The sequence below is a fragment of the Mycobacterium conspicuum genome (assembly GCF_010730195.1).
In the GTDB taxonomy this organism is placed as follows: Bacteria; Actinomycetota; Actinomycetes; order Mycobacteriales; family Mycobacteriaceae; genus Mycobacterium; species Mycobacterium conspicuum.
This window is the reverse complement of sequence record NZ_AP022613.1, coordinates 4,153,953-4,166,121: the sequence shown is the minus strand read 5'-3', so window position 1 is coordinate 4,166,121 and position 12,169 is coordinate 4,153,953. Positions and strand designations below refer to the sequence as shown.

The window sequence follows — 12,169 nt, the reverse complement described above, 5'->3', positions numbered from 1 at the left end:
ATGAATTGTTTGGAGCACGCAGATTAAAAGTGCGCGACGCGCGGCGGAACACTTGTCGCTCTTGGGATTTCGCAATCCCGGCTGGGCAGCACTCCCTTCAGGCGGAGGCTTCCCGAGGGTAGGCTGGCCCGGTCACCCAGTGTGTCGCCTCGCCGGGAGGGACAGGTGACCGTCTCGCTAGGAGCGCCTCATGATGGATCTTCTTGCCCGCGAATTCGCAGCCGAGATCGCCCTTGGTGGCGGCGGCGGTCGGCTCGGTGGCGGCGGCGGTCGGCTGGGCGGTGGCGGCGGCAGGTCGTAACGACCTGTCGCGGTAGCGCGGACACAACCGTTTAGGAGAGCGCCTTTCGGCGCTCAGGCAATCGGGCCGGGTGGTTCATCCTGCTCGGCGGCGCCGAGCAGATCGAGTTGCATCCATGCGACGTCGTGCCAGCTGTTGTGCTTCCATTCGACGCGGCGGTATAGGCCGGCATCCTGGAATCCGAATGATCGGTGAAAGCTGTTGCTGGCCTCGTTGGGCTGCGTGATTCCGGCGAAGGCTCGTCGATAACCCCGCTCGGTAATGCGCCGCAGCAGTTGGGTGTACAGCTTGCGGCCGACGCCGGTGCGGTGGTGCTCGGCGCTGACATAAATGCCGGTTTCGGCCGACCATTGATAGGACGGCAGGCGTCGCAGCGCGTGCGCATAGGCGAAACCGGTGATCTGATCGCCGCTTTCGAGCACCAGCCATTCGTGGGTAGCGCGGGCAGCGCCGATACGCGCCGCCATCTCTTCGACCGTCGGCACTTCGGTTTCCCAACTGATCGTGGTGTCGCGGACGTAGGGGCGGTAGATCGCAACACAGGCGGGCGCATCCTGTGCGGACGCGGGACGCACGTGGCCGATGGTTGTTGGCATGTGACTCAGTCTGCGCCTGAGGAATAAGCTTGGCAGCCAAGTGTGTTCCGCCACACATGAAACCGTTCACCGAGTCCGAACGTCAGGAGTTCCTCGCAGGAGTGCACGTCGGCGTGCTGTCCGTGGCCGCCACGGACGGCCGGCCGCCGGCCAGCGTCCCGGTCTGGTATGGCTACGCCCCCGGGCAGAACATCTTGATCAACACGGGCGCGTCATCGCGGAAGGCCAGGCTGATCGAACAGGCCGGTGCCGTCACGCTGACGGCCCAACGCGAGGAGCCGCCGTACCAATACGTGGTGGTCGAGGGCACGGTCGTGGAGACCACCAAGCCCACGCCGGTGGAGGTGCGGGAAGAGATCGCCATCCGTTACCTCGGTGAGGAACTCGGCCGCGCGTTCGTCCAGAGCCTTGCGGGTCAGGAGAGTGTGTTGTTCACCATCCGCCCCGATCGGTGGATCACCGCCGATTTCTCCGACGACGGCATCTGAGCGCTAGGTGTACTGGATGGTCGCCGCCGACGCGATGAAGTCTCGGGTTGGTCGCGACGGCTGCCGCGCGGAGTTCCAGATCATTCCCACGTCGCGATAGGCGTCGGCGTCGGCAAGGGGTAGGACGCGCATCCCGGGTGTCTCGTCGCTGCCGTCGATTGGCACCAGGCTGACGCCGAGCCCCGCGGCGACAAGGCCCGCTGCGGTGTTCAGGTTTGTCGATTCCAGGACGATCCGCGGCTGGAATTGTGCTGCGGCACATAGCTCGTCGAGCAGCCGTCGCATCCCGAAACCCGGGGGCATGGTGACGAAGCGCTCACGGTTGAGATCGTTCATCGACACCGCCGCGACGGTTGCAAGCCCGTGGTCGCGGGGGACGGCCACTCCCAGACGCTGACGGAACATGCTGCGCCAGGCCAATGTTGGCTCCTTTGGCCGCGGCGACACTATGCCGATGTCGACGGCATCGGACCCCACCAGGTCTCCGATCGATTCGGCGGCGCCCTCCCGCAGCGTGAACGCGACTCGCGGCGAGGACGCCGTGAATTCCGCGATCAAGCGCGGCACCACCCGCGCCCCAAAGGAACTCAGAAATCCCAGTCGGATTTCGCTGACGGCGGGGTTGTTCAGGTCTTCGATCGCGCGCCGCGCTGAATCGAGCTCCAGCTGGGCCCGCCGCGCGTGTTCGTAGAAGATGCGTCCGTAGGCGTTGAGGGAAAGCCGCTTGCCGCGGCGATCGAACAACGCGACGCCCAGTCGCTGTTCCAGCCGGGACAGCATTCGGGTCAGGGTTGGCTGCGCCACGTGCAGCTGGTCGGCCGCGGCCGTGACGTGCTGCAGCTCGGCGAGTGTGACATACCACTCGTAGTCGCCGTCGCGCATGCGCCTCCACCTCTACTTATTACGTATTAGCATGATAATCGATCAAGTAATTCATTTCCGTTCACAGCCGGGTGCGCGGAGCATCACAACCATGCCTCCGCTCACCCCGACCCCCACCGCGCATCACGCCGGCAGCCGGGGCTATCGGCGAGTGACCGTGGCGCTCTACGGCGCCGGCCTGGCCAGTTTCGCCGCGATGTACTGCACCCAAGCCCTACTACCGGCGCTGTCGACGTATTACCGAATCACTCCCGCCACCGCGGCGCTCGCCGTCTCGTTGACGACGGGAATGCTGGCGCTGTCCATCATTCCGGCGAGCGTCCTGTCCGAGCGTTACGGACGGATCACGGTGATGCTGACGTCGGGCGTGCTGTCGAGCATTATCGGGTTGCTGCTGCCGCTCAGCCCCACGCTTTCAATCCTGCTCGTCGGGCGCGCACTGCAGGGCGTCGCGCTGGCCGGGATACCCGCGGTTGCGATGGCGTATCTGGCCGAGGAAGTGCATGCCTCGTCGCTCGGTGCGGCGATGGGACGCTATGTCGCCGGGACCACGATTGGCGGCCTGGCCGGGCGGATCGTCCCGTCGCTGATCTTCGACGTCAGCAATTGGCGCGTCGGACTGCTGGTGTGCTCGCTGACGACGCTGGCCGGGACGGGCGTCTTCGCCGTTCTCGCGCCCCGGTCACGGTTCTTCACCCCCAAGATGGCCAGCGTCCGGGTCACCGTTCACAGCCTGCGGGCGCATCTGCGAAACCCGGTGCTGTGCAAGCTTTTTGCCTTAGGCTTCGTGCTGATGGGCGGATTTGTCACGGTCTACAACTACCTGGGGTACCGATTGAGCGCACAGCCGTTCTCGTTGGCCTCGTCGGTGGTGGGCCTGTTGTTCCTGCTGTACCTGGCGGGCACGGTGACCTCGACGGTGGCCGGGCGGCTCGCCGACCGCAAGGGCCGCGCGCTGGTGCTCGGTGGCGCCTTGCCGATCGCGGTGCTCGGCCTTCTGGCGACCGTTCCGCGTAATTTGGTCCTGATCGTCCTTGGCGCAGGGGTATTCACCGGCGGATTCTTCGCCGTGCACACGGTGGCCAGCGGCTGGGTGGGCGCCGTTGCCCGTCGGGATCGCGCCGAGGCGTCGGCGCTGTACCTGTTCAGCTACTACCTGGGCGGCTCGGTGGCCGGCGGATTCGGCGGGCTGGTCTACGGCGTCGGCGGCTGGCCGGGCACCGTGGTGTTCGTCGGCGCGCTGCAGTTGGCCGGCCTGTTGCTGGTGGCGTCGTTGGTGAAAAGGGCTGCGCCCGAACCAGTTTGCGTCAGCGCAGCTGTGGCATGACTTCGGCTGCGAACAGCTCCAGGTGCGCAAGGTCGGACAGGTCGAGCAGTTGGGTGTACACGCGCTGGAGGCCGATGTTCTGCCAGGGAGCCAACTTGTCGACGATCTCGGCAGGCGTGCCGACCAGCGGGCTGTTGGACCGCATCTCGTCCACGTCTCGGCCGATCGCCGCCGCGCGTCGAGCCACCTCGGCGTCATCGCGGCCCGCGCAGATCACGAACGCAGCCGAGTACGCGATGGAGTCTTGAGGTCTGCCGGCCGCGGCGACCGCGGCGGCGACTCGCTCGCGTTGCGTTTTGGCGACGTCGATCGGCGTGAAGGGCACGTTGAATTCGGCGGCGTGGGCGGCAGCCAGCGCCGGGGTGCGCTTGGCGCCGACGCCGCCGATGATGATCGGGGGATGCGGGCTTTGCACCGGTTTGGGAAGCGCGGGCGACCCAGCGATGGTGTAGTGCTTCCCGGCGTAGTCGAACCTTTCGCCGGGCTTGGTCGTCCACAATCCGGTGACGATGGCCAGTTGCTCACTGAGCCGTTCGAACCGTTCTGTCACCGAGGGAAACGGGATTCCGTACGCCTCGTGTTCGGGCGCGAACCAGCCGCTGCCGAGCCCCAATTCGACGCGCCCGCCGCTCATTTCGTCTACCTGTGCCACCGAGATGGCCAGGGGGCCCGGGTAGCGGAACGTTGCGGAGGTGACTAGCGTGCCGAGCCGGATGCTCGACGTTTCGCGGGCGATTGCGCCCAGCGTCACCCACGAATCGGTCGGCCCGGGCTGGCCGTCACCGCTCATCGCCAGGTAGTGGTCGGAACGGAAAAAGGCCGCGTAGCCGAGCCGTTCGGCGGTTTGGGCGACGGCGAGCTGGTCCACATAGCGGGTGCCTTGCTGCGGCTCGACGAAGACACGAAATTCCACGGGCAAGCTGTCCTTTCTGTGGTTAGGCAGGCGAGGCCAGCTGGGTCGGATGGTCATGCCCACGCAGCGTCACCGTCTCGCCCAAAGACCAACGGGCACTTTCCTCTTCGCCTGCGCCCTGGACTGCTTCCGCGGTTGCCAGCAACCGGCATGGGTACGTTTTGGCCAGTTCGCACAGTCGGGCCGCCTCGTTGACCGGTTCGCCGATCACGGTGTATTCGAAGCGTTCCTTGGCGCCGACGTTGCCGGCGACCACCTGACCGGAAGCCACCCCGATGCCGGCTTGGCAGTCGGGCATTTCGTCCGCGAGCCGGTCGGCGATGGTCCGCGCGGCGGCCAGCGCCTCGTCCTCGGGACGCTGCAGGCGATTCGGAGCACCGAAGATGGCCAGCGAGGCGTCGCCCTCGAACTTGTTCACCAGGCCGCAGTGGCCGTCCACCTCCTCGACGACGATCGCGAAGAATCGGTTGAGAAACTTCACGACGTCGGCCGGCGGTTGGCTGGTCACCAATTGGGTGGAGCCGACCAAGTCGATGAAGACGACGGCGACGTGGCGCTCCTCGCCGCCCAGTTTCGGCTTCTCGCGTTCGGCGGCCAGGGCGACCTCCTTGCCTACGTGCCGGCCGAAAAGGTCACGCACACGCTCACGTTCACGCAGGCCGTCGACCATCGCGTTGAAACCACGTTGCAGCTCGCCGAGCTCGGTGCCGTCGAAGACCACCAGGTTGCCGCGCAAGTCGCCCCGCTCGGCGCGCTCAAGTGCCGCGCGTACCACCCGCACCGGAGTGGCGGTGAGCCAGGACAGGATCCACATCAAGACACCACCGAAGATCAGGGCGGCGATCGCCACGATCATCACGGCCACGGCAAATTGCGTCTCGGTGAGATTGCGCATCGACAGCTGGAAGAAGGCCACCAGGGCGACGCCGATCACCGGTACTCCCGAACCGACGAACCAGACCATCATGGTTCGACCCATGATCCCCGAGGTCAGCCGCCGCGGCGGGCGTCCGGCCTCCAGCGCCTGGGCGGCCACCGGTCGCAGCGCAAATTCGGTGGACAGGTAGGCGGCGGTGGAGACCAGCACGCCGCAAAAGCCCACCCCGAACAGAAACCGCGGGATGAACTGCGTGTTGACCAGGCCGTACAGCGTCGTCAGCAGCAGCGTCCCGAAGATCCACAGGCCAAGGTCGACGATCGAGACCCGCCACGGGGCTATGAAGGTGTTGCGCTCATCGAGGCGCGTCGGTTTGCGCCCCTCGATCGCCCAGCGCAGCGCCAGGACCGTCCGTCGGGTGATCCAATAGGTGCCCACCACCATGGCGAAGATGAGATAGCCCGGGATCACCCCGAATGTCAGCCAGCCCGGCGCGTCGTCGAAGATGCTCGGTTCCGGAATGGCGACCGCGATGAGCAGCCCGGCGAAGGCCATGCCGATTAAATTCACCACCATGACGACGACGGTCAGGATGATTTGGATGCGTACCCGCCGTCGATGTTGACTCTCCGTGACCCGGCCGAGGAGCAAGGAGCCGTAGGCCGGGGTCTCTTGCAGCCGGCCGCTTTGACGGGTGACCTTCTCAAGCACCCGGCCCAGGCGGTGCGCCAAGGACTGACGGTGGGCCTTGTTAGGCATCGTGTGTCAGCCTAATTTGTCGGACACGCTCTAAGGTGAGTCGGGTGCGTCTCGTGATCGCTCAATGCACCGTGGACTATGTCGGCCGGCTCACCGCTCATCTCCCGTCGGCGCGCAGGTTGTTGTTGATCAAGGCCGACGGGTCGGTCAGCGTGCACGCCGACGACCGTGCCTATAAGCCGCTGAACTGGATGAGCCCGCCGTGCTGGATGACCGAGGAGGCGGGCGACGGGGCGCCGGTGTGGGTGGTGCAGAACAAGACCGGCGAGCAGCTGCGCATCACCATCGAGGACATCGAGCACGACTCCAGCCACGAACTCGGCGTCGATCCCGGGCTGGTCAAGGACGGCGTGGAGGCTCACCTGCAGGCGTTGCTCGCCGAGCACGTCCAACTGCTGGGCGAGGGATACACGTTGGTGCGCCGCGAATACATGACCGCGATCGGGCCCGTCGACCTGTTGTGCCGCGATGAACTCGGTGGCTCGGTCGCGGTGGAAATCAAAAGACGCGGCGAGATCGACGGCGTCGAGCAGCTCACCCGCTATCTCGAATTGCTCAATCGCGACTCGGTTCTCGCGCCGGTGAAAGGCGTGTTCGCCGCTCAACAGATCAAGCCGCAGGCGCGCACCCTGGCCCACGATCGCGGAATCCGTTGCCTCACACTGGATTACGACAAGATGCGCGGAATGGATAGCGACGAGTACCGGCTGTTCTGATGGCTCGCCGGCGCAGACCGCCGCGCAGGTTGCCGGCACTTCCGTCGCCGATGCTGCGGCGGGTGGAAACCGGGCCCGACGGCCACGAATACGAAGTGCGTCCGATTGCCGGCGCCCGGGCCGTCAAGATCTATCGGTGTCCCGGTTGCGATCACCAAATCCGTTCCGGCACTGCGCATGTGGTGGTATGGCCGATTGACTCACCAGGAGCTATGGATGACCGACGGCATTGGCACACGCCGTGCTGGGCCAAGCGCGCGACGCGCGGTCCGACCAGAAGGTGGAGCTGACCGCGATCGCGAGCCACTCAAGCTAGGACGCGGGTTCGACCAACTCGATGAGCACCCCGCCGGCGTCTTTGGGGTGGATGAAGTTGATTCGGGAGTTTGCCGTGCCGCGTCGGGCGGCCTCGTAGACGAGCCGCACACCCTGGTCGCGCAGCCGCTGGCACAGCGCGTCCAGATCGCTGACGCGAAGCGCCATCTGCTGGATGCCGGGCCCGCGCTTGTCGAGGAACTTCGCGATCGTTGACGACTCGTCCAGCGGGGCCATCAGCTGAATTTGCCCTGCGTCCAGTGCGCCGGGCGCCGCCACCATGGCCTCGCGGATGCCCTGGTCGTCGTTGACTTCCTCGTGCACCAGGATCATGCCGAGGTGCTCGCAATACCACTCGATGGCCACATCCAGGTCGGCGACTGCAATGCCGACGTGATCGACACCGGTCACCAGGGAGGTTGCCAAGAGTCGACGGGCGTCAACTTGATCGGTCGTCATCACATAACGGTAACCTGACGGAGAAGATTGCGCTTCTCCGGTAGGTCGAATGGGCCTTCCACACCCGTCTTGGAGGTAGTCATGACGACTTCGGTGATCGTTGCTGGAGCACGGACGCCCATCGGCAAGTTGATGGGCTCATTGAAGGATTTTTCGGCCAGCGATCTGGGCGCCATCGCCATCAAGGGGGCGCTGGCGAAGGCCAACGTTCCGGCGTCGGCCGTCGAATACGTGATCATGGGCCAGGTATTGACCGCCGGAGCAGGTCAAATGCCGGCGCGGCAGGCCGCCGTGGCCGCTGGCATCGGCTGGGATGTTCCGGCGCTGTCCATCAACAAGATGTGCCTGTCCGGTATCGACGCCATCGCGCTTGCCGACCAGCTCATTCGGGCCGGGGAGTTCGAGGTGGTGGTGGCCGGTGGCCAGGAGTCCATGACGCGGGCGCCGCATTTGCTGATGGATTCGCGGGCCGGCTACAAGTACGGCGATGTCACGGTGTTGGACCACATGGCCTACGACGGCCTGCACGACGTGTTCACCGATCAGCCGATGGGTGCGCTCACCGAGCAGCGCAACGACGTCGACAAGTTCACCCGCGCCGAACAGGACGAGTACGCGGCGCGGTCGCACCGGTTGGCGGCCGCCGCCTGGAAGGACGGCGTCTTCAACGACGAGGTGGTTCCGGTGAATATCCCGCAGCGCAAGGGTGATGCGCTGCAGTTCACCGAGGACGAGGGGATCCGCGCCAACACCACGGCGGAATCCCTGGGCGGTCTCAAGCCGGCATTCCGCAAGGACGGCACGATCACGGCTGGCTCGGCGTCGCAGATCTCCGATGGTGCCGCCGCCGTCGTGGTGATGAGCAAGGACAAAGCACAGGCGTTGGGGCTGACGTGGCTGGCCGAGATCGGTGCGCACGGCGTGGTGGCCGGGCCGGATTCGACGCTGCAGTCACAGCCGGCGAACGCGATCAAGAAGGCGCTGGACCGCGAGGGAATCACCGTTGACCAGCTCGACGTCGTGGAGATCAACGAAGCGTTCGCCGCGGTGGCGCTGGCCTCCACGCGCGAACTCGGGGTCAACCCCGACATCGTGAACGTCAACGGCGGTGCGATCGCGGTGGGCCACCCGATTGGGATGTCGGGAGCCAGGATCACGCTGCATGTGGCGCTGGAGCTGGCGCGCCGCGGCTCCGGCATCGGCGTTGCGGCCCTGTGCGGCGCGGGCGGCCAGGGCGACGCGCTGATTCTTCGGGCGGGCTGATCGAAGAGAAAACTGACCGGTAACTTTGCTGCGGTTGGGCAGTCCGCACAGCAGGTGTGATTTGCGTCATAGGAGCTGTTTGAGCAGTGATATCCGGCTGATTTCGCCCGGTGGGCCGGCGATCGCGACGACGTGACAGACTTGACTGCGTGACGCGTCCGCGACCCTCGATCGGGCCTGCAATGGCCGGTGCTGTCGATCTGTCCGGTCTCAAGCAGCGGGCCCAGCAGAAGGCTGGGCCGTCTGGGCCGTCCGGGCCCGATGGCCCCGGGCCGGAGCCGGGCGGTGTGGAGATCACCGAGGCCAATTTCGAAGAGGAAGTGATCGTCCGGTCGGAGGAAGTGCCCGTTGTGGTGGCGCTCTGGTCGCCGCGCAGCGACGCGTGCGTCGAATTGGTCGACACGCTCTCTGGCTTGGCGGCCGCCGACAACGGCAAGTGGTCGCTGGCGACGGTCAACGTCGACGCGGCGCCCAGGGTGGCCCGGATCTTCGGTGTCGACGCCGTCCCCACGGTGGTGGCTTTGGCGGCCGGACAGCCGATCTCGAGCTTCCAGGGCGTGCAGCCCGCCGATCAGTTGCGGCGCTGGCTGGACTCGCTGCTATCGGCGACGGAGGGAAAGCTAAGGGGCGCAAGCGGTTCGGAGGACTCCGCGCAGGTCGACCCCGAGCTCGCCCAGGCCCGCGAGCAGCTCGAGGCCGGGGACTTCGACGCGGCGAAGCAGTCGTATCAGGCCGTCCTCGATGCCAACCCGGGTAGCGCCGAAGCCAAGGGAGCGATCCGGCAGATCGATTTCCTCAGTCGCGCAACGGCGCAACGCCCCGATGCCGTCGCGATCGCCGATGCCGCACCCGGCGACATCGCCGCGGCGTTCGCGGCCGCCGACGTGCAAATCCTCAACCAGGACGTGGGTGCGGCGTTCGAGCGTTTGATCGCGTTGATACGCAGCACATCCGGCGACGACCGGACCTCGGTGCGGACCCGGCTGATCGAGTTGTTCGAGCTCTTCGATCCCGCCGATCCCGAGGTCGTCGTGGGCCGGCGCAACCTCGCCAACGCGCTGTACTAGCGCGAGCAGCCTACTCGGGTTCCAGCCACAGCGCCGACGTCGGCGGCAACACCAGCACCGCCGATGCCGGACGGCCATGCCACGGGTCCTCGGTGGCATCGACGCCGCCGAGGTTACCGATCCCGGAGCCGTTGTAGTCCGTCGCGTCGGTGTTGAGCACCTCGCGCCATCGGCCGGCCGAGGGCAGCCCCACCCGGTAGCCGCTGTGCTCGGCGCCGGCGAAATTGAACACGCAGGCCATCACCGAGCCGTCGGTGCCGTAGCGCAGGAAGCTCAGCACGTTGTTCCCGGAGTCGTTGGCGTCGATCCAGGAGTAGCCCTCGGGAGTGGTGTCGCGACTCCACAGTGCGGGACGCGCGCGGTAGATCTCGTTGATGTCGTGCACGAAACGCAGAATCCCGTTGGAGAAGCCCTGCTCGTCGAGCTGCCACCAATCCAGGCCGTTCTGCTCCGACCACTCGGCGCGCTGGCCGAATTCCTGACCCATGAACAACAACTGCTTGCCCGGGTGTGCCCACTGGTAGGCGAGCAGGCTGCGCAGGCCGGCGGCCTTGACGTGATTGTTGCCCGGCATCCGCCCCCACAGCGTGCCCTTGCCGTGGACCACCTCGTCGTGGCTGATCGGCAGCACGAAGTTCTCGCTGAACGCGTACAGCATGGAGAACGTCATCTCGTGGTGGTGGAAGCTGCGGTATATCGGGTCGCGGCTGACGTAGTCCAACGTGTCGTGCATCCAGCCCATGTTCCACTTCATCGAGAAGCCCAGGCCGCCAAGGCTTGTCGGTCGCGTCACGCCTGGCCACGATGTGGACTCCTCGGCGATGGTGACGATGCCCGGTACGGCCTTGTGCGCCGTGGCGTTCATCTCCTGCAAGAACTGCACGGCCTCCAGGTTCTCCCGACCGCCGTAGATGTTCGGGGTCCAGCCGCCCTCGGGACGCGAGTAGTCCAGGTAGAGCATCGACGCGACCGCATCCACGCGCAGCCCGTCGATGTGGAACTCTTGCAGCCAGTACAACGCGTTGGCGACCAGGAAGTTGCGCACCTCCGGTCGGCCGAAGTCGAAAACGTAAGTGCCCCAGTCGAGTTGCTCTCCGCGCTTGGGGTCGGAGTGCTCGTACAGCGCGGTGCCGTCGAAACGCCCCAGGGCCCACGCGTCCTTGGGGAAGTGCGCCGGCACCCAGTCCACGATCACGCCGATGCCGGCCTGATGCAGGGCATCAACCAGCTCCCGAAATTCGTCGGGTGTGCCGAAGCGGGCCGTCGGCGCGTAGTACGACGTGACCTGGTATCCCCACGATCCGGCGAACGGATGCTCGGCGACCGGCAACAGCTCGATATGGGTAAACCCGTGCTCGACAACGTATTCCGTCAGCTCCTTGGCAAGCTGCCGATAGCTCAGTCCGGGACGCCACGAGCCGAGGTGGACTTCGTAGGTGCTCATCGGCTCGAACACCGGATTGCGCTGCGCGCGCTCCGTCAGCCAGGCCTCGTCGCTCCAGGTGTACTTGCTCTCCGTCACCCGCGACGCCGTCGACGGCGGTACCTCGGTGGCGAAGGCGAACGGGTCGGCCCGGTCGGTGACGACGCCGTCGGCGCCGTGCACCCGGAACTTGTACAGACCGTCGGGTGGGAACCCGGGCCAGAACAACTCCCACACCCCGGAGGAGCCCAGCACCCGCATCGGCGCGTCGTTGCCGGTCCAGCCGTTGAACTCGCCGATCAGGCTCACACCTTTGGCGTTGGGCGCCCACACGGCGAACGACACCCCGTTGACCACACCGTCGGCGGTGGTGAATGAGCGACGGTGCGCGCCAAGGACTTCCCACAGCCGTTCGTGTCGCCCCTCGGCGAACAGATGAAGGTCCACCTCGCCCAGGGTGGGCAGGAAGCGGTAGGCGTCGGCGACGGTGTACGGTTCCGAACCCTGATAGCTCACCTGCAACCGGTAGTCGATGAGGTTGGTGAACGGCAGCGCCACGGCGAACAATCCGGCTTCGATGTGCTGCAGGGGGAAGCGCTCGTCGCCGACGATCGCGATGACTTCGACCGCGTGCGGCCGAAACGCCCGGATGACAGTGTGATCACCGTACTCGTGGGCGCCCAGGATCCCGTGTGGGTTGTGGTGCGCCCCGGCCACCAGGCGTTTCAAGTCGGCGGGGTCGGGCGCCAGGTCAGTCCCGGCGAGTTGATCAGCTCGACTCAT

The 12,169-nt window shown here is 66.2% G+C and carries 12 protein-coding genes; 6 read left to right on the top strand and 6 right to left on the bottom strand.

Annotated features, from left to right (window positions below):
* Positions 1–354 precede the first annotated feature (354 nt).
* The gene (locus G6N66_RS19110; RefSeq protein ID WP_085233226.1) at positions 355–897 is read right to left on the bottom strand and encodes a GNAT family N-acetyltransferase; all 543 of its coding nucleotides are present in this window, start codon (positions 895–897) and stop codon (positions 355–357) included.
* A gap of 56 nt (positions 898–953) precedes the next feature.
* Between G6N66_RS19110 and G6N66_RS19105 the strand changes: the two genes are divergently transcribed.
* The gene (locus G6N66_RS19105) at positions 954–1,385 is read left to right on the top strand and encodes a pyridoxamine 5'-phosphate oxidase family protein (RefSeq protein ID WP_085233225.1); all 432 of its coding nucleotides are present in this window, start codon (positions 954–956) and stop codon (positions 1,383–1,385) included.
* Between the two features lie 3 nt (positions 1,386–1,388).
* Here the strand turns inward: G6N66_RS19105 and G6N66_RS19100 are convergent, their stop codons facing one another.
* A complete protein-coding gene (locus G6N66_RS19100) occupies positions 1,389–2,267 on the bottom strand; it encodes a LysR family transcriptional regulator (RefSeq protein ID WP_085233224.1) in 879 nt (292 codons plus the stop codon).
* 91 nt (positions 2,268–2,358) lie between these two features.
* Between G6N66_RS19100 and G6N66_RS19095 the strand changes: the two genes are divergently transcribed.
* Positions 2,359–3,594 (top strand): MFS transporter, encoded by a 1,236-nt coding sequence (locus tag G6N66_RS19095; RefSeq protein ID WP_085233223.1) that lies wholly within the window; start codon positions 2,359–2,361, stop codon positions 3,592–3,594.
* Here G6N66_RS19095 and G6N66_RS19090 read toward each other — a convergent pair.
* A complete protein-coding gene (locus G6N66_RS19090) occupies positions 3,575–4,507 on the bottom strand; it encodes an LLM class F420-dependent oxidoreductase (RefSeq protein ID WP_232079355.1) in 933 nt (310 codons plus the stop codon). The genes G6N66_RS19095 and G6N66_RS19090 overlap by 20 nt on opposite strands.
* A 22-nt stretch (positions 4,508–4,529) precedes the next feature.
* Positions 4,530–6,143: an adenylate/guanylate cyclase domain-containing protein gene (locus tag G6N66_RS19085; protein WP_085233221.1), complete on the bottom strand. Its 1,614-nt coding sequence runs from the start codon at positions 6,141–6,143 to the stop codon at positions 4,530–4,532.
* A gap of 44 nt (positions 6,144–6,187) precedes the next feature.
* On the opposite strand from G6N66_RS19085, the gene nucS reads away from it, so the two are divergent.
* Complete coding sequence (nucS, locus tag G6N66_RS19080; RefSeq protein ID WP_085233220.1) at positions 6,188–6,859, top strand: endonuclease NucS; 672 nt, start codon at positions 6,188–6,190, stop codon at positions 6,857–6,859.
* Positions 6,859–7,149, top strand: a complete 291-nt coding sequence (locus tag G6N66_RS19075) for a hypothetical protein (protein WP_085233219.1) — start codon at positions 6,859–6,861, stop codon at positions 7,147–7,149. Before nucS ends, G6N66_RS19075 begins: the two co-directional genes overlap by 1 nt.
* Before the next feature lie 22 nt (positions 7,150–7,171).
* On the opposite strand, the gene mce is transcribed toward G6N66_RS19075, so the two are convergent.
* Positions 7,172–7,636, bottom strand: a complete 465-nt coding sequence (gene mce / locus G6N66_RS19070) for a methylmalonyl-CoA epimerase (RefSeq protein ID WP_085233218.1) — start codon at positions 7,634–7,636, stop codon at positions 7,172–7,174.
* 78 nt (positions 7,637–7,714) lie between these two features.
* Between mce and G6N66_RS19065 the strand changes: the two genes are divergently transcribed.
* On the top strand, positions 7,715–8,896 hold the full coding sequence (locus tag G6N66_RS19065; RefSeq protein WP_085233217.1) for an acetyl-CoA C-acetyltransferase: 1,182 nt from the start codon (positions 7,715–7,717) through the stop codon (positions 8,894–8,896).
* Positions 8,897–9,045: 149 nt separating this feature from the next.
* The gene (locus G6N66_RS19060) at positions 9,046–9,963 is read left to right on the top strand and encodes a tetratricopeptide repeat protein (RefSeq protein ID WP_085233216.1); all 918 of its coding nucleotides are present in this window, start codon (positions 9,046–9,048) and stop codon (positions 9,961–9,963) included.
* A 10-nt stretch (positions 9,964–9,973) separates the two neighbouring features.
* Here G6N66_RS19060 and glgB read toward each other — a convergent pair whose 3' ends face one another.
* A complete protein-coding gene (gene glgB / locus G6N66_RS19055) occupies positions 9,974–12,169 on the bottom strand; it encodes a 1,4-alpha-glucan branching protein GlgB (protein ID WP_085233215.1) in 2,196 nt (731 codons plus the stop codon).